17 protein-coding genes are annotated in these 17,139 nt (G+C 51.1%); 11 read left to right on the top strand and 6 right to left on the bottom strand.

Annotated features, from left to right (window positions below):
* Positions 1–211 precede the first annotated feature (211 nt).
* On the top strand, positions 212–664 hold the full coding sequence (locus tag WH45_RS07215; protein WP_046213732.1) for an Lrp/AsnC family transcriptional regulator: 453 nt from the start codon (positions 212–214) through the stop codon (positions 662–664).
* A gap of 147 nt (positions 665–811) precedes the next feature.
* Here the strand turns inward: WH45_RS07215 and WH45_RS07210 are convergent, their stop codons facing one another.
* The 3 genes from WH45_RS07210 to WH45_RS07200 are packed head-to-tail and all read right to left on the bottom strand — an operon-like array spanning position 812 to position 2,503.
* Entirely contained in the window at positions 812–1,378 is a 567-nt protein-coding gene (locus WH45_RS07210) for a chromate transporter (protein ID WP_324292922.1), read from the bottom strand.
* Positions 1,378–2,013 (bottom strand): chromate transporter, encoded by a 636-nt coding sequence (locus tag WH45_RS07205; protein WP_268748566.1) that lies wholly within the window; start codon positions 2,011–2,013, stop codon positions 1,378–1,380. Before WH45_RS07205 ends, WH45_RS07210 begins: the two co-directional genes overlap by 1 nt.
* A 4-nt stretch (positions 2,014–2,017) precedes the next feature.
* Positions 2,018–2,503: an Lrp/AsnC family transcriptional regulator gene (locus tag WH45_RS07200; protein ID WP_046213731.1), complete on the bottom strand. Its 486-nt coding sequence runs from the start codon at positions 2,501–2,503 to the stop codon at positions 2,018–2,020.
* A 230-nt stretch (positions 2,504–2,733) separates the two neighbouring features.
* Between WH45_RS07200 and WH45_RS07195 the strand changes: the two genes are divergently transcribed.
* From WH45_RS07195 to WH45_RS07175, 5 genes are all read left to right on the top strand, one after another.
* A complete protein-coding gene (locus tag WH45_RS07195; RefSeq protein ID WP_046213730.1) occupies positions 2,734–3,942 on the top strand; it encodes an amidase in 1,209 nt (402 codons plus the stop codon).
* Positions 3,943–4,245: 303 nt separating this feature from the next.
* Positions 4,246–5,409 carry a GGDEF domain-containing protein gene (locus WH45_RS07190; RefSeq protein ID WP_046213729.1) on the top strand — a complete coding sequence of 388 codons (1,164 nt, stop codon included), beginning with the start codon at positions 4,246–4,248 and terminating at the stop codon, positions 5,407–5,409.
* Between the two features lie 122 nt (positions 5,410–5,531).
* A complete protein-coding gene (locus WH45_RS07185; protein WP_046213728.1) occupies positions 5,532–6,260 on the top strand; it encodes an MBL fold metallo-hydrolase in 729 nt (242 codons plus the stop codon).
* Positions 6,257–7,336: an AbrB family transcriptional regulator gene (locus WH45_RS07180; protein WP_046213727.1), complete on the top strand. Its 1,080-nt coding sequence runs from the start codon at positions 6,257–6,259 to the stop codon at positions 7,334–7,336. Before WH45_RS07185 ends, WH45_RS07180 begins: the two co-directional genes overlap by 4 nt.
* 102 nt (positions 7,337–7,438) lie before the next feature.
* A complete protein-coding gene (locus WH45_RS07175) occupies positions 7,439–8,506 on the top strand; it encodes a lactonase family protein (RefSeq protein ID WP_046213726.1) in 1,068 nt (355 codons plus the stop codon).
* 121 nt (positions 8,507–8,627) lie between these two features.
* Here WH45_RS07175 and WH45_RS07170 read toward each other — a convergent pair whose 3' ends face one another.
* Both WH45_RS07170 and WH45_RS07165 read right to left on the bottom strand, forming a co-directional pair.
* Positions 8,628–9,476, bottom strand: a complete 849-nt coding sequence (locus tag WH45_RS07170) for a hypothetical protein (protein ID WP_046213725.1) — start codon at positions 9,474–9,476, stop codon at positions 8,628–8,630.
* 98 nt (positions 9,477–9,574) lie between these two features.
* Positions 9,575–9,898 (bottom strand): hypothetical protein, encoded by a 324-nt coding sequence (locus tag WH45_RS07165; protein ID WP_046213724.1) that lies wholly within the window; start codon positions 9,896–9,898, stop codon positions 9,575–9,577.
* A gap of 342 nt (positions 9,899–10,240) precedes the next feature.
* On the opposite strand from WH45_RS07165, the gene WH45_RS07160 reads away from it, so the two are divergent.
* From WH45_RS07160 to WH45_RS07140, 5 genes are all read left to right on the top strand, one after another.
* Complete coding sequence (locus WH45_RS07160; RefSeq protein WP_046213723.1) at positions 10,241–10,687, top strand: Rrf2 family transcriptional regulator; 447 nt, start codon at positions 10,241–10,243, stop codon at positions 10,685–10,687.
* Positions 10,688–10,769: 82 nt separating this feature from the next.
* Positions 10,770–11,402: an NAD(P)-dependent oxidoreductase gene (locus tag WH45_RS07155; protein ID WP_046213722.1), complete on the top strand. Its 633-nt coding sequence runs from the start codon at positions 10,770–10,772 to the stop codon at positions 11,400–11,402.
* Positions 11,403–11,669: 267 nt separating this feature from the next.
* Complete coding sequence (locus WH45_RS07150; protein ID WP_046213721.1) at positions 11,670–12,455, top strand: hypothetical protein; 786 nt, start codon at positions 11,670–11,672, stop codon at positions 12,453–12,455.
* A gap of 48 nt (positions 12,456–12,503) precedes the next feature.
* A complete protein-coding gene (locus WH45_RS07145; protein ID WP_152663500.1) occupies positions 12,504–13,064 on the top strand; it encodes a hypothetical protein in 561 nt (186 codons plus the stop codon).
* Positions 13,065–13,315: 251 nt separating this feature from the next.
* A complete protein-coding gene (locus WH45_RS07140) occupies positions 13,316–15,025 on the top strand; it encodes a bifunctional ADP-dependent NAD(P)H-hydrate dehydratase/NAD(P)H-hydrate epimerase (RefSeq protein WP_046213719.1) in 1,710 nt (569 codons plus the stop codon).
* A gap of 163 nt (positions 15,026–15,188) precedes the next feature.
* Here WH45_RS07140 and WH45_RS07135 read toward each other — a convergent pair whose 3' ends face one another.
* Entirely contained in the window at positions 15,189–16,775 is a 1,587-nt protein-coding gene (locus tag WH45_RS07135; RefSeq protein ID WP_046213718.1) for a methyl-accepting chemotaxis protein, read from the bottom strand.
* Between the last annotated feature and the right edge of the window lie 364 nt (positions 16,776–17,139).

Here is a 17,139-nt window from a genome sequence, read left to right as displayed (position 1 = left end):
GGCTTTCTCTACCGTGGATGGGGGCTTTTTATTTGCGGTCAGGTGGATTTACTCCATACCGCTTCTGTGATACTATCGCACTAATACATATAACAACCGGGAAAATATCAATCATTTATGGCAGTAAACGATTACACTCTATGTCGGGATTTGGGATATACCGCTATACTCTGCCGCATATCAGCCGGCATGGAGACGGAGGGAAAAAGGAATGGATCAGGTAGATCAAAATATTCTGCTGCATTTGCAGCAGCAGGCACGTATCTCGATGACGGATCTGGGCAAGGAAGTTGGTCTGTCGCAGCCTGCTGTGACCGAGAGGGTACGCCGGCTGGAAGAGAGCGGTATTATACAGGGCTACCGTGCGATCCTGTCACCGGAGAAGATCGGGCATCAGTCAACCGCCTACTATTTGTTTCGGGCCAGCGACGCTCTGAACTTTCTGGACTTCTGCCGGGAAGCGATAGAGATTGTGGAGTGTCATCGGACCAGCGGAGCGTATAACTATCTGCTCAAGGTGGTCACTTCTTCCATCCGCGAGTTGGAAGAATTCGAGGATCGGATCAGTAACCAGGGGGATTACACGACGCTGATCGTATTGTCTTCTCCGATCGAGCACAAGGCGCTCAAGCCTTCCCTGCTGGAAGATCAGCGGCTGGGTTAACCCGGCATCTGGAGCATACCGCTTCAACTTTACTGCTTTTACCATAACAAAGAAAAGAGCCTGCCAGGCGTCATCTGGGAGGCTCTTTGTCATGCTGTGGTTAGGCGTCTGACAGAACACGGCAGCAGGCTGAACAGTAAAGAAGAATCAAATGTAATAAGGCAGGACAATGGCCCCGTAGGCAAAAGCCGCCAGAATAACAAAGGCCGGATGAATTTTACGGATCTGCATCGCCCAGAAAGCGACGATCGCGATCCCGAGTGTCTGCCACAATCCAATCGAGCCATACGATTCATCCCCCAGCTGCCAGGTCAGTACGAGCATCATAACAGCGATCACCGGCTGCACAAGCAGGGTGAGTCCTTTGACCACCGGTGAAGAACGGTGCTTCTGCAGCAGCCGCAGCAGAATAATCATCGCTGCCGCAGAAGGCACAATCGTCGCCAGCAGGGCGATCAGCAGCCCGGGAATCCCGGAGACGTCAAAGCCGACAAATGCGGCAATCTTGGTAGCGATAGGTCCTGGCAGCGTATTGCCGAGCGCCAGTACATTGGAGAATGCCGTATCATCCAGCCAGTGGTAATGCGTCACAATCTCGTTGTACATGAGCGGAATGGAAGCCGGCCCGCCGCCATATCCGAGCACATTAGCCAGGAAAAATCCCCACAGCAGCCGCAGCCATTCCAGCCAGTCGCTCATCAGGGAATGAGCCATCAGCGCTCACCTCCGTTCATGCGCCGTTCACGCAGACGCTGCACCAGTCTGAAATGAAAAGCGCCGTATAGCAGAAATAAGGCAATAACGATCGCCGCATGAACATTCAGCACCTGCAGCAAAATAAACACGATCACGAACAGGATAATGCCGAGCGTCTTGCCCAGTCCTTTGACGGCCTTTTCCCCGAATTCATATGCCATTACGCCAAGCATCACGGCAATTACTGGTACAACCGCAGCGATCATGCCCTGAATGATCTTGGAATTACTCAGATAGGCCACTGCCGACAGCAGCAGGATCATGGCGATGGAGGAAGGCAGAATATGCGCGATAACCGCCAGGATGGCGCCGGGAATACCTTTGCCGCGGTAGCCCAGATAGGCGGCCATCTTGGTGGCAATCGGACCGGGTAGTGCATTGCCGAGCGCCAGAATCTCGCCAAATTCATCATCGCTGATCCAGCGGTAGCGGGTAACCGCCTCATACCGGAACAGCGGCATCACCGAAGGTCCGCCGCCGTAGCCGAGCACGCCGGTACGGATCATCGCCCAGCTCAGCTCACTGTAGGTGGCCTGCCTGTAAGCGGGAGTGTCGCCGGGCTGCGAAGAGTTGGGAGGAGCATGTGTATTCATATCGTTATAACCTCATTCCCATCCGGCTCTTGTAGCGGGTGATCAGCACCTGACAGTCCACGCTCATGATTCCCGGCATATTGTATAATTTCTCCCGCAGAAATGTCTCCATTTCCTGATTGTCCTTGAACAGCCCATGCATATGCAGCTTGCTCGGCCCGGTCATATGGTAGAGACTGGTGACAAAAGGCTCCTCGGCGAGCCGGTCGGCAGTCTCGTGCAGATGCTTAGGTTCCACCTCCACGTTAAAAAAAGCGGAGACGGATATGCCGATTTTGGCCGGATTGATAACCGCGGCAAAGCGTTCGATTGTTCCATTCTCCATCAGTGCGTTGACCCGCGCCTGTACAGCGACCCGGGATAATCCGATATCCTTGGCCAGATCGGTATAGGATATGCGTCCATTCTGGTTTAGAATAGCAATAATCTTGCGGTCAATATCATCAATATGATTCTCCTGCATGCCGCCGGAGGATTTGGATTGACTCATTATATTCACTCCCTGATTGTTGTGCTGTCGGAGACACGTTATACGCTGATTGCCGAACAGCAGATATATGGTGAACAACTTTCTTTTTGAACGAAAAATAATACTTTTAATTACAATATGAATAAATATATAATGTTTAAAAATCGTTTTCAATATCAAAATGAAATAATGCTTACGTTTTTCATCATGCGGCCTTGCTGCCGCTTACCGACTTTAAGGGAGGAATCCGTATGACGTCTGACTGGAATGCATTTGTAAATGAGCAGTTTGAACTTGCGGCAAGCAGCAGTAAGGGAACGCTGGCCGGATTAAGCTTTGGGGTAAAGGATGTATTCGCGCTGGAAGGATACGCTTCCGGTGCCGGCAATCCGGACTGGCTGCGCACTCATCCGCCAGCCGAATATACGGCTCCGGCGATTCTGTCTCTGCTGAATGCGGGAGCCGTGCTGCGCGGCACCACACATACGGATGAGCTGATGTACAGCCTGAACGGACAAAATGTACATTACGGCACACCGGTTAATCCGCGGGCAAAGGACCGCATTCCGGGCGGTTCCTCCAGCGGCTCTGCGGTTGCTGTCGCTGCCGGTCTGCGTGACTTTGCCATTGGCACAGATACGGGAGGGTCGGTACGGATTCCTTCCTCGTACTGCGGCATTTACGGCATGCGTCCCACACATGACGCGATATCCCTGGAAGGCGTGATTCCGCTGGCTGCCGGTTTTGACACGGTGGGCTGGATGGCGAATACGGCAGAGCTGCTGCATGATGTCGGTCAGGTGCTGCTCGCGGAAGATCCGCTGCAGTCTGCGCCGGATCCGAATCATTATTTTCAGAAGATATATTTCCCTCGTGAAGCCTGGGATCTCGCCGAAGCGGATACGAAGGAACTGCTGCTGGCTGCAGCGCATGATCTGTTGTCCCGGCTGGCAGAGCAGTCAGTGGCGGAGAAGTGGATATCGATTGCTCCGGAAGGGCTGGCAGCCTGGATGACCGCCTTTCGCAGGGTGCAGGCCATTCAGATCTGGAAGCAGCATCGGGAGTGGATCGAAGAGGTGCAGCCGGTGTTCGCCGAGGATATTGCCGGACGTTTCGCCTGGGCAAGCACACTGAAGCGTGAGGAACAGGGCGAAGCATTTACACGGATGGATGAAGTGCGGGAATCGCTGCGATCGCTGCTGGGTACCGAAGGGCTGATGATTGTACCAACTGCTACTGGCCCTGCGCCATCGCTGCATATTCAGGGCGAAGACAGTGAGCGCCGCCGTTCGCAGACGATGCAGCTGTCCTCCATTGCCGGTCTGGCGGGTCTGCCGCAGATTACGATTCCGGCAGGTACGATCGACGGTGCGCCTGTCGGGCTGTCCGTGATTGCCGGAGTACATCAGGATCTGCGTTTGCTTCAGTGGGTGCGTCAGGGTGCAATTATCACTTCCTGAATGCAGTACACCTGCCAGGCTCAACAACAGAAACAGAACGAACCGATCACCATAAAAAGGCTGCTGCAGTATGATCTGTGGCAGCCTTTTTATAGTAACTTTTCGCAGTGCACAGAAGAATGAGAAATACTGTAATTGGTCTGGTCTCTTTGGACACCGGGTCTTTTTGCTCTTTTGGCCGGAGAGTGGAAAAGCATTCCTTTAATAAGATGAAGAACATGTAACTGATCATAAAAGATATCCGGTTATAATGGAGAAGGTCTGTACGGATGAACCATTTTTCGGAAAAGACCGTAATTATACATGGGTTCCCCAGCCTGCCGCCAATCGGTAATGATTCGGCGGAATGCCCGGGAATACCGTTTGTATGAAAGGCTGGATACGATGCTTGTTAATCTGCTGAATAATCTAACATTAATGACCACTTTTTTGTTCCTGTGCAATCTTTTGCTCAATAAGATTCAGGAAAGTATTCCTCAATACAGCCGCGTCTTTCCTTATATTGCCGGGACTCTGCTCGGTTTGCTCGGGATCGGACTGATGTTTTCGAGTGTCAGTACACCTGGTGGTTTTTATCTGGATCTGCGTACGCTGGCGATTATTAGCGCAGTCTATATGTCCGGTCGTCTGGCAGGGCTGATCAGTCTGATCATTTTGCTGCTGGGCCGCTTTCTGCTGGTGGATACAAGCAACACGGCAGGACTGCTTGTTGGCATATCCATGCTGATTCTGGCTTTTATACTTTCGAGTCTGCTGTTTGACGGCAAGCATAACCAATCGTTACAGCGCTGGACCATTATTGTGGGCGGAAGCATGATTCTTCCCGGCTTGCCGGTGTATATGATGTATGAGGGCAATATTGTACTGCCTTTTTTGCTGGTGATGTTTGTGTATACGCTGGGCGGATTGTTTACATATCTGCTGCTGACCTATCTGAGCCGCTCCAACCGTTCGATTTATCTGCTCAAGGAAACGGCCAGCCGCGATTACCTGACCGGGCTGCATAATCCGCGCGCTTTCGAGGCGATTTTTGAGCAGAAGGTACTTCATGCCATGCGTACTGAAGAGCCGTTTGCCCTGCTGATGATGGATATTGACCATTTCAAATCCGTTAATGATACGTACGGGCACAGTGCTGGGGACGCGGTGCTGGCAGAGATGGGGGAGCTGCTGCATCATTTTGTCCGTTCTTCGGACGATTGTGCCCGCAAAGGCGGAGAAGAATTCGTCGTGCTGCTGCACTGCTGCAACCACAGCCAGGCGAGTCAGGCGGCAGAGCGTCTGCGCCAGCAGATTGAACAGCATGTCTTTCCGCTTCCGGATGGGCAGCAGCTGCGGATTACGGCTTCGATCGGGGTATCCGTTTTCCCGGACAGATCGGCCGAGGAACTGCTGGATCAGGCGGATCAGGCACTCTACCGGGCCAAGGGCGAAGGACGTAATAGGGTATGTGCAGCCTGGATATGAAGCAGGTGAATGGTCGCCTGCTTGAATTTTGACAGGCAATCAGCCGAAGCGGGATAATAGATGTAGAAACAAGTAAAATACAAGGAGGTGAACCGAAGTCTAGCGTTAGACTTTGGGAAACGATGAAAATTACAGATACTATGGAAGTCATTGAATTCAAGCTGGAAGTCGGAGGCCATGAGATAGTGATTCATCCGATCGTTATTTATGAAGAAGGTCAGGCGGTACTGATCGATACTGGATTCCCGGGAAGCTACGAGATGCTGATGCAGCATATTGATCCGGCGTACCCGGTTAACACGGTTATACTGACCCATCAGGATCTGGATCATATCGGTACACTGCCACAGCTGCTGGCAGCGGCAAATGGCGGACTGAAGGTCTATGCCCATACCGGGGATCAGCCTGCAATCGACGGCAGGGCTCCTTTTCTCAAAGCTTCACCGGAGCGTCTGGATATGATGCTGTCAGCTCTGCCTCAGCCGGAGCAAGATGCTTTTCGCTCGGTCTTCTCGCCGGAAACTCCCGGTAATGTCACCCATACGCTGCATGGCGGGGAGCTGCTTCCATTTGCAGGCGGTCTGCAGGTGATTGCTACGCCCGGCCATACACCGGGACATATCAGTCTGTACCATCCATCCAGCAAAACGCTGATCACAGCAGATGCCATGGTCGTGGAGGATGGTCAGCTGATGGGACCTGTACCACAGCATACTCTTAATATGGAGCAGGCGATCCAGTCGCTGAATGCTTTCCGCAATCTGGATGTGGAGACGGTCGTATGTTACCATGGCGGATTGTTCCGCGGGGATCTGCAGCAGCGGCTGGATGAGCTGGTGCATTCTTCATGAACAGCCCGTCCCGCTGGCTAAGCTGGGGATATACCCTGCTGCTGGCACTGCTGGGCGGTCTGCTGTTCACATGGCTTCATCTGCCTGTACCATGGCTGCTCGGCCCGATGATCCTGGTCTTTATCGGGTCCAGGATCTTCCGGCGATTGCAGCTGGATTGGCCGGCAGCCATACGGGATGCAGGGACCATTATCGTCGGTTACTCGCTGGGCCTGTCGCTGACCTTTTCCACGCTATCCCGGATCGGGCAGCAGCTGCCGTCAATGATTGTGATGACGGTGCTGCTGCTTTTGTTTTCAGCGGCAACCGCCTATCTCATCTCCCGCTGGACAGGGATTTCCTTTCCGACGGTATTGATTGGCAGTATTCCGGGTGGACTCACCCAGATGGTACTGCTGGCACAGGAAATCAAAGGGATTGATCTGACGGTGGTTACCTTTTTACAGGTATCGAGGCTGATGATGATTGTGATCTTTGTGCCGCTGCTTATTTTCAGTCCGCTGTTCGGTGTGGATCTGAATGCGGTGACAGAGGCGATCACCCATACTTCTCCTGGCTGGTCATCGCTGCCGCCGACAATCTGGCTGTTTGCGATAGTATGTCCGGTCGCGGCAGTGATCGGCAAACGATTCCACTTCCCGACCGCCTATATGCTGCTGCCGATGATCGTCACGGCCGGAATTCAGCTCTGCGGCATTCCGGGTCCGGCACTGCCGGCGTCCCTGCTGGATGCGGCCCAGCTGATGATCGGCAGCTCGATTGGGCTGATGCTGCATCCCGAACAGCTCGAACGCAAACTGCAGATGATTCTGCTCGCGGTCGGCAGCGGAGCAGTACTGTTGATCTTTGCCTGCGTCATGACGGTGATTCTGATCCAGTGGCATCATCTGACCCCGGCGACTGCGCTGCTGAGTATGGCTCCTGGCGGCATGGATCAGATGGGCATTATCGCTCATGAGGTGAGTGCGGATATTGCCACGGTGAGCTGCTATCAGCTGTTCCGTACGCTGCTCATTTTCCTGGCGGTGCCGGCTGTTTTACGCATGGTGTTCCGTAAGATATCCCTGCGTGGATGATTCATCCCCTCACAGAATCGGTATTAATTAGAGAATGCACATGCCCGCTCTACGACGATATGTACAAGAGCAGGCCAATACGGATTGGAGAGGGGAATCATCATGTCGGTAACCGATAATCAGGTATGGATGTACATTGGTACATACGCAGGCAAGGAAGAGGCCGGTATTCATGTGGCTGTGATGAATCAGGAGACAGGGGAGCTGCGCATCGTCTCGGAGATCAGTGGGGCGGAGAACCCGTCGTATCTGGCGCTGTCCGCAGACGGCAAGTATCTGTATGCTGCCTGTGAGATCGATGAAGGGGAAATTACAGCTTACTCGATCGACGAACAGACCCATGAGCTGCATCTGCTGGATCGCAAGCCAACCGGCGGCGGTGCGCCATGTTATGTGCAGCTGACGCCGGATGGACGTTATCTGCTGGCTGCCAACTATACCGGTAAAAATGCCAACCTTTTCCCGGTACAGGAAGACGGCAATCTGGGTGCAATGAGCGGTGAAGTGCATCATGAGGGCAGTGGCGCCCATCCGGAACGCCAGGATGCGCCGCATCTGCATTCCGCGGTATCCTCGCTGGACAGCCAGATGGCCTATGTATCCGATCTGGGATTGGATCAGATTGTAAGCTACCGCATCGAGAATGATCAGCTGGTCAAGGTGGGAGTGACCGAGCTGCCTGCGCAGTCGGGTCCCCGTCACCTGGTCTTTCATCCGAACGGTCAGCTGGCCTATGGCATCAACGAGCTGAACAGTACCGTTACTTCCTATGCCCGCAATGTCGAGAACGGTGTACTGGAGATTCTCGGTACGGTATCGACACTGCCGGAGGACTTCCAGGGGGAAAATACGGGTGGGGATATTCGCCTATCCCTGTGCGGCCGTTATGTGTACGCCTCCAACCGTGGACATGACAGCCTCGTGCATTACAATATCGATGAGCAGTCCGGTGAGCTGACACCTGTCGAATGGGTATCGGTCAAAGGCCAGACCCCGCGCAACTTTGCCGTAGTGCCCGGCGGGTACGTACTCGTCTGCAATCAGGACAGCAATAATATTGTCCAGTTTGCCATGGAGCCCGATACCGGCCGCCTGACGCCTACCGGCCAGGAACTTACCCTGAATCGTCCGGTATGCCTGATGGCGGATATCAATGAGGTCGAAGGCTGATCAGTAGAAATCATCGTATGCGATGAACAGGTTTTCTTTTATATATTCCATAAATTAAAATAAAAACGGTGCAGTTCCCTGGATAACCACAACCGGTTGTCCAGAGGTTCTGCACCGTTTTTTATTCATATTCTCCGGCATAAGGGCGTTCCTTGCGCTTGGGCTCCCGGGTCAGACGATATCCGGCCGCATACATCAGAATCTGCACAACCAGCACATACGGTGCAGCCATCAAGCCCAGTAAATGCAGCAGTGTCAGCGCACCTATCACCAGTGCCGCCATGACAAAGGAAGCCCGCCGTCCGCTCTCCCGGAACTCCGCGCACATCACGCCATACAGCAGCAGCAGCGCGCCGGTACAGGACACAAACCGCAGTACCGCGAATAACGGTGCAGGCGGTCCGAGCCCGGCAGCTTCCTGCAGATCGTCTGTCAGCTGCCAGCAGAACAGCAGCTCTACAATGAGTGCGGCAAATGGCAGCAGCGGACGCAGCGTCATCCAGAAGAGCATTCCCCAGCGTGGATGTTCACCGCGCGTAAGCAGCCCGGCACGCTCGCGGGTCAGTCGGCTGATCTCCATTTCCAGTGTCCGGTAGAGCAGCAGCATGGACTGTCGGTCCTGCCGCTCCATATACTCGTCGATCCGCTTCAGCAGTTCAGCGGAAGCATACGGCGCTGCCTTGCAGCTCAGGATGACCGCAGTTAGGCTCTGATCTTCGGCAGTACGTGGTTTTCCCGAAGAAATCCCCAGCGCTGAGGCAGGCATAACAACAGCCGGATACAATCGTCCGGCTGCTTGGGTAAAGTAATCCAGGCTGGATTGAATCCGGCGCATTCGTTCCCGCTCCATACTGATCCGCTGTCTGGCGGACAAGCCGTATGTCAGGGAGAGAACTGCCAATCCGGCAAGAAGGACAATGACAAGCAGCGCCGGATTATGTTGAAGAAAGGTCCATTCCAGTGATCCCACCCGATTCACTCCTTCATTGATCGATTAATACGATAATCTATTCATGCTGATAATATCACTATTACACAAGAAAGGGTGGGAGACAAGACAGGTTCCATTCAGTAACGGCGATAACGATCCGTGCTGCGGGTTCCGGTTACAGCAATCGATTCGATCAGCAGTAGGATGGCCGCGATACAGTGCATGATCCAGCCGAGGAACGGAATCCAGGCCAGTGCGGAAGTAATGACACCAAATGCGTTCCCGAACGGCGAGCGTCCCAGACGTACAGCCAGCACCAGCGCAACCAGATGCAGAACAAAGGCGATAAACAGCGGCGAATATCCATAGGAGATCACGAATGTACCTCCGATGATCGGAATCGCCATCAGTGCCTCCAGTGCAAAGGTAATCCATTTTAATACAGGCAATGCGGATGACATAATATCAGCTTCCTTTCTTGGAATAGTCATAGCCAACCGGCAGTATCATAAATATGTTTACTCTTACTTCTATATAAACGAAAAATACACTTTTGAGTTTCACAACCATCACATATTGCTGCGGTAGCGATCCAATCAGACGATTGTGCAGTTGTCACCCGACATGTATCCATAAAAAGCACGGTTTATCGTCACCATTGCATAATCAATATTGGTTTTGCGCAAATTGCTGGTATACTAAACTATGGACTGGAATTGTAATAATTATAAATAGACAATTATTCATATAAATGGGAACCTGATCTCTGTATCAGAACTGCCAGCAGGAAAGGAGGAATCCAGATGGCTTACAACAGCCGTTTTGCCGTAGCGATTCATACACTGTCATTGCTTGATTCCACAGAAGGGCGTATCACTTCGGAGATGATCGCAGGCAGCGTCAATACCAATCCGGTGGTGATCCGCCGTATGATTAGCCAGTTAACCAAATCAGGACTGCTGCGTACCCAGCCGGGGGTGGCCGGTGCACAGCTGACGCGTCCGGCTGACGAGATTACGCTGCTCGATATTTACCGGGCGACGCAGAATGATACGCGGGATGAGTTATTTGCGATTCATGATAATCCCAATCCCAACTGCGATGTGGGACGTAATATCCAGCAGGAACTGGAGCAGGTATTTGCCCGGGCCCAGCGTGCGATGGAGCATGAATTGGAACAGATTACCCTGCGCCAGATAACGACCGATCTTCAGCAGATGGAAGAGGTCCGCCAGGCGATCCAGCGTTGATACTGAATCATCAGCGGCTGCTCAGGGTATGTAAAAGACAGAAACAGGCATAACCTGTCATGACGGAAAGGATGGATGAATGATGAAAGTAATTATTATCGGTGCAACAGGCACTATTGGACAGCGTCTCGTACAGGAGGGACTGCGCCGCAAATACGAAGTGACCGCTGCGACACGTGATTCTTCCAAAATCGATCAGAACACCGAGCGTCTGCACGGTATCCGCATGGATGTGATGGACCCGGCAAGCGTGGAGGCGGCTGTAGCCGGACATGATGTGGTCATCAACGCATTTGGTCCACAGTTCGGGCAGGAATCCGACCTGCCGGAAGCAGCACGCTCTATTGTGGAAGGCATGAAAAATGCCGGTGTTTCGCGTCTGGTAATTGTCGGCGGTGCAGGCAGTCTGGAAGTAGCACCAGGCGTGCGCCTGATGGACACACCTGATTTCCCGGCAGAGATCAAGCCGCTGGCGCTGGCTCATGTAGAAGCTTATGAGGTCTATCGTCACAGCGATCTCGACTGGACCTATGTCAGCCCGGCCAGCTGGATTGAACCGGGCAAGCGCACAGGCAATTTCCGCATCGGTACGACCCGCCTGGTCACAGACGATGATGGAGCAAGCCGCATTTCGGCCGAAGATTACGCAGCAGCACTGTTTGACGAGGTGGAAGATCCACAGTTTATCCACGACCGCTTTACGGTAGCTTATTGATCCAAGGGTTGATTAGCGAAGGGTAAGGCTAACCGAGTACCAATTCAAGTGAATACTTTAGCTAATGATAAGCGACCTTTATCTGTTCTTAAATTAGATAAAGGTCGCTTATTTGTCGTATATAAAATGTCAGCTAGATGTTTTCAATGAAATAGGAACAATGCTTCCTTATTATTATGTCACTTATTAAATATATATGTATATATTGTTTACACAATAGATTATATTTGGTAAGTATTCACAGATTAATTGAAGGAGAGATAATGCTTGAAAAAGAAATTGTTCAACTCATTGTTAGCAGCTTTCTTGGTTTGTTCCTCAACCCCTCTTTTTGTACACTCTACATTTGCGGCTTCTATAGACGGAGCAGAAGCCCAGCTATCGTCTAATGAGTCAGATACTAAAACATTAGGAGTCTTTACTACCATTCCAGATGAAGCCGAACTGCAACGGCAGGAACAATATGAATTAGATTCTCCCGTAGCCTGGGAAGTGGATCAAGATGGAAACAAGAAAGAAGTCCCTTATATTGTGCCCAACAATCCTAATCTCATTCATTCTAATTCCTTTAGTGATGCCAATTATACATATGTATTTGAGGGCTGGGCACTTTCAGATCATAAGCAGGATCCTAAACGTTTCTTTGTGGATAAGATCACGGTTGAAAATAGAACATCAAGCCCGCTGCCTTTGAAGTATATCCAGCAAAACTCAGTTACGTCCAGCTGGGAGGTAGGTGCCAATATCCAAGCAGAAGCTGAATTAAAGGTTAAGTTTTTAGCGAGTTTGAAAGCTACTTTAGGAGGAACTTTTAACAAGTCGAAAACCACTTCCTCAAGTACAACAGTGGAAGCAGGTCCACAGAATGTAAAGCCTGGGTATTCTGCTAGTTATACTAAATACAGAAGTGGTGGCTATGGCAAAGGTCAGGCCAGTTGGAGAAAATATCCTAAAAATTCCGCCTCTTGGGTTGGTATGTACTATACTGGTGAATCAGGCTGGGCTGTTAACGAGAATGCGACTACAATTACATTAAATGAATATAAATTATAATTGTTGATGATAAAAACGATCAAATCTATTATCAATTTGCTGATTATAATGGTGCTGTTGATTGGATGTAACAAAGAACCCCAGCCCGTACCTGTCAATCCAACTGTACAATCGACAAAAAGCGAATCTGCAAGTGAACCGCTACTAAATTACAATGATTACAATCAGTTGTTTACAAAGATGGTTGTTGATATGAATCTCCGAGATCATGTTCAGGTAGACAAAACAACATCTGTAAATATCGTCGCTATTGAGCCTGAGTATTCTTTTGGAAAGCGGAAGTATCTCACCGCAGATGGAGAACAATCCGCTACAACTACCCAGCGCAGAATTATTTACAAAGAGAAGCAAGCAGATGTTTATACATTGATTGATGTTATTTATACTGACCATTCGATGGGAAAAGACATGATTTACTGGCCGACACAATCATTGGATATTTACCAAAAGCAAAACAAATTGAAGAAATATGATCAATGCATGCTTGCCTATAATAATGTTCTTATTAACATTACACGTATCTCCAAGAATAAACCGCTTGAGCTGGCCGGAATGCAGCATACTATTGAATCTGTGACTGATTATTTAAGTCATTATAAAAACAATTAACAGGCAGGATGTTTTTTGAATTTGCAATATTCCGTCCAGTACAGATAACAAAATATCGACGTTAACCCTTTTCCTATAAGCTCCTGGAAAAGGGTTTTTGTTTTCGCTTTACTATCTGTTAACGACATGTTGTGACAAAATGGGAAATAATGTATTTTTTAACTAAGCGAGCCGAATTTTTGTATAACTATAAATACGGTTATATAGTAAGAGAAAGTCTTACACGGTGAATCAGGAGAGGAGCAGAACCCATGTACATTGTAACCGCGCAGCAGATGCGTGATCTGGACCAGTATACGATAGAGCAGCTCGGTATTCCGGCGATGTCCCTGATGGAGAGTGCGGGAAAAGCGATTGCGGAGGAAGTGATCGCCTGGTGCGGTGGACATCAGGATGCGCAGGCGGATGTACCGCGTGGACGGGCACTGACCAATGAAGGCGGCATCCGCAGCGACGAAAAGGCGATTCCGGGCCGTTCTCGCCAGCACTGGCTCGTACTTGTAGGCAAGGGAAACAACGGCGGAGATGGACTGGTCGCCGCCCGTTATCTGGCGGATGCAGGACTGGCAGTCACACTGCTGTATGCAGGCGATCCGCAGGAGCTGACAGGAGATGCCGCTGCCCAGCGAGATGCGGCGCAGCGTTCCGGGATTCCACATCTGATCTGGAATGACGAGTGGAATCTGCAGCCGCAGTCTGGAAATAACGAACAGAAAACGATACCAACCAGCCCGGCAGCAGCGAATGCCGAACCTACCGGACAATCCCCAAATCACTGGACGGCATATAGCGGTATCATCGATGCCCTGCTCGGTACAGGCAGCCAGGGAGAACCGCGTGAACCCTATGCGTCCATCATCCGGTCGGCCAATGCGTCAGGCAAACCGATCATCGCCGCCGATATTCCAAGCGGTTTGAACGCAGATACAGGTGAAGTGGCGGAGAACTGCATCCGGGCGAAAGTAACGGTCTGCCTCGCTTTTCTCAAGCAGGGGCTGACCCAGTATCCCGGTGCCGGAGCAGCAGGCGAAGTGGTCGTACGCTCTATCGGGATTCCGCGCGCAGCTGCCCGCCAAGCCGAACTGCGCACCCATCTTATTACCGATGACGTACTGCGTGATGTGCTGCAGATCGACACCAGCCGTGCCCGGGCGATCGACGGACACAAAGGCACCTATGGTCATGTCATGGTCGTGGGCGGCAGCATGAATATGAGCGGCGCCGGATTGATGGCTTCCCGCTCCGCACTACGGATCGGCAGCGGACTGGTTACATGGGCGCTGCCGGAGCAGCTGATGAAGCATATGGTCGGACATGTGCCCGAGCTGATGATGGCACCTGCTTCACAGGACCCGGATGGACAGTGGACAGCAGATACAGCCCATACGATTATGAAGCAGGCGGCCAAAGCGGACGTGCTGGCCATCGGTCCGGGTCTGGGCCGGTTTGAAAAGGATGGCGAGTGGCTGCATACCCTGTGGAAAGAGACCGAGCAGCCATGGGTGCTGGATGCAGACGGACTGAATATATTATCCGAAGCGGATGGACTCTCCCGCTGGCCGCACCGAAAGGCAGATACGGTACTGACTCCGCATCCGGGGGAAATGGCCCGCCTGGCCGGTGTATCCACAGCCGATATTCAGCGTGACCGGATCGGCATCGCCCGCGAGTTTGCCAGAAAGCATGGCGTCGTGCTCGTGCTCAAGGGCGCCCGTACGATTGTGGCTTCGCCGCACGGGGACATACTGGTCAATACGACCGGTCATCCTGGCATGGCTACCGGTGGATCGGGAGATGTACTGACTGGTGTTATCTCAGGACTGATGGCTCAAGGATGGAGTGGATGGCAGGCTGCCGCTTTTGGCGTACATCTGCATGGACATGCCGGAGAAGAGGCTGCCCGCAAACGGTCAGGCAATCCGGCTTCCCTGTTGGCCGGTGATATTATTGAGTCTCTTTAGTTCCATTTTAGTTTCATTTTTATTCTGAATATGACCTCTATTTCCGGTTCCGGAGCACAAACAGCAGAACAAATATAACTGCAGCTATTAAGATACTGCAAATACGGAAAATCCCCTTGTCCGACTGGAATAACGTCGCGGACAGGGGGATTTTTTATTTGTATCAGATTTTGAATGTATTAACAGCAGAATGCAGACGATCGGCGAGCTGTGCGAGATCCTGGGAAGAGCTGGCGGTCTGCTCACAGGCCGAAGCCACTTCTTCGGTAGCCGAAGCGATCTCGTTGACTGAATTCATCACCTCAACCGATTGGGCACTCTGCTCTTCGCTGGCTGCGGCGATACCGTTGATCTTCATCGCGGAATCACTGACCCGGCTCACAATATCCGTAAAGGATTCACTCGTGTGCAGCGAGTGCTGGGCATTGCGTTCAACTGTATCCAGCGTCTGTTTCATATTGGACTGCATGGAGCGGATAATACCGGTGATTTCTTTGGTGGCTGCGCTGCTGCGCTCGGCCAGCTTGCGTACTTCATCGGCGACGACAGCGAATCCAAGTCCCTGTTCGCCTGCGCGTGCCGCTTCAATAGCCGCATTGAGAGCGAGCAGGTTGGTCTGATTGGCAATATCGTCGATTACTTCAATAATGTCGCCGATCTGATTGGAGTCTTTCTCCAGATTGCACATCTGCTGGTTCATTTCCTGCATGCCATTCGCGGATTGAGCGACAATTTCGCCGCCTTTTTGCGCTTTATTGACCGTATTGTTGGACAATTCGGCTGCTTCTTCGGCACTGTGGGCCACATCATCAATTGCGACGGACATGTCCTTGAACAGCTGGGCGATAGATTGGGCATATTGAGACTGGTTGGCGCTGCTGCCGGCAATCTCCTGGGTACTTGCGGAGATTTCTTCAGAAGTGGACGCTACCGTCTGAGCGGAATCCACAATTTCGGATACCAGTACATTCAGTCGTTCGGTCATCTCATTGGCTGCAGCAGCGAGCTGGCCGATTTCATCTTTGCCGGTGAGTGTGGAGCGTTCACGCAGATCACCGGAAGCGACCTTTTGGAGCAGCCCGGCAATATTCTTGAGTGGAGCGCTGATCATGCGAGAGATTGCGGTTCCGAGCAGCAGGCAGAACAGGAAAGCAACTGCAATCCAGATCGTTGTCCACAGCTTGGCGCTATCAAATACACTGTCGGCAGTAGTATAGGCTTCTTTGGCCACCTGGGCATTCAGTTCATTCAGCTTGGCGATGCTGTTATACATATCGGTTCCGGCAGGGACGACTTCGGTTTGCACAAAGCGCTGGAACTGCGCAGGCGAAGCATCCTGTGCCAGGGTTACGGCGCGATTATAAAGCGCATAATACTTGGTCCATAAAGCATCAAAATTTTGCAGTTCTGCACTTTCCGCTGCAATTAGTGGCGTATTACGGTATTTATCCATATTCTCAGTCACCGTGCTGATCAGACCGGGAATGGTATCCAGTACCTTTTGCTTGTCTTCTCTGCTGCTGCTGAGGGCGATATCACGGGAAGCTACGCGCATTTTCTGAAGAGAGAGTTCGGCGGCAGACAGGGCTTGCATAGAGACAAGGTTGTTTGTATATAGACTATCGACGCTGTTCTTCATTACGTTCTGATTGTTCAGTCCATAGAATCCTATGGCAGCAACGATAAGAGCCACAAAAATAAAGGCACTGATCAATTTGGTGAATGTTTTGAAATTACCGGCTAGTCGCATAAAATTCACTCCAATGTATTGTAGTGTGAGCGTCTTGCAGAGTGTATGTAACACATGTATTCAAATTATACAATGACCTATAATAATTTTCTATAATTTGAAATATAATCCATATATAGCTCTGAAACGCCCACCTGATTAAGTTTACATGTCTATTATTTCGTCCATAATTTCAAAATTATAATAGATAATTCAAAATAATGGGAAATTAATTAGTGAATCTATGTATGTAAGGTTTATCAAAATTTTTATACAAAAAAAGAGCGAAGCTCCAAATGGAGACTTCACTCTTGGCAGGGCTGCAGGGATAAGCATTCACTCTGGTAATAGTCAGATATGCCATACACCAGAATCAACATATTGC

Source organism: Paenibacillus wulumuqiensis, from assembly GCF_000971965.1.
GTDB classification, from domain to species: Bacteria; Bacillota; Bacilli; order Paenibacillales; family Paenibacillaceae; genus Saccharibacillus; species Saccharibacillus wulumuqiensis.
The sequence above is the reverse complement of the archived record's forward strand: the minus strand, read 5'-3'. Positions and strand labels throughout refer to the sequence as shown.

Coding starts and splice junctions, on each gene's coding strand:
- WH45_RS07190 (WP_046213729.1), top strand. CDS start 4,246: ATGGGTTCCCCAGCCTGCCGCCAATCGGTAATGATTCGGCGGAATGCC.
- WH45_RS07210 (WP_324292922.1), bottom strand. CDS start 1,378: ATGGCTCATTCCCTGATGAGCGACTGGCTGGAATGGCTGCGGCTGCTG.
- WH45_RS07145 (WP_152663500.1), top strand. CDS start 12,504: ATGGTGCTGTTGATTGGATGTAACAAAGAACCCCAGCCCGTACCTGTC.
- WH45_RS07165 (WP_046213724.1), bottom strand. CDS start 9,898: ATGTCATCCGCATTGCCTGTATTAAAATGGATTACCTTTGCACTGGAG.
- WH45_RS07175 (WP_046213726.1), top strand. CDS start 7,439: ATGTCGGTAACCGATAATCAGGTATGGATGTACATTGGTACATACGCA.
- WH45_RS07135 (WP_046213718.1), bottom strand. CDS start 16,775: ATGCGACTAGCCGGTAATTTCAAAACATTCACCAAATTGATCAGTGCC.
- WH45_RS07215 (WP_046213732.1), top strand. CDS start 212: ATGGATCAGGTAGATCAAAATATTCTGCTGCATTTGCAGCAGCAGGCA.
- WH45_RS07185 (WP_046213728.1), top strand. CDS start 5,532: ATGAAAATTACAGATACTATGGAAGTCATTGAATTCAAGCTGGAAGTC.
- WH45_RS07205 (WP_268748566.1), bottom strand. CDS start 2,013: ATGAATACACATGCTCCTCCCAACTCTTCGCAGCCCGGCGACACTCCC.
- WH45_RS07195 (WP_046213730.1), top strand. CDS start 2,734: ATGACGTCTGACTGGAATGCATTTGTAAATGAGCAGTTTGAACTTGCG.
- WH45_RS07180 (WP_046213727.1), top strand. CDS start 6,257: ATGAACAGCCCGTCCCGCTGGCTAAGCTGGGGATATACCCTGCTGCTG.
- WH45_RS07140 (WP_046213719.1), top strand. CDS start 13,316: ATGTACATTGTAACCGCGCAGCAGATGCGTGATCTGGACCAGTATACG.
- WH45_RS07155 (WP_046213722.1), top strand. CDS start 10,770: ATGAAAGTAATTATTATCGGTGCAACAGGCACTATTGGACAGCGTCTC.
- WH45_RS07160 (WP_046213723.1), top strand. CDS start 10,241: ATGGCTTACAACAGCCGTTTTGCCGTAGCGATTCATACACTGTCATTG.
- WH45_RS07200 (WP_046213731.1), bottom strand. CDS start 2,503: ATGAGTCAATCCAAATCCTCCGGCGGCATGCAGGAGAATCATATTGAT.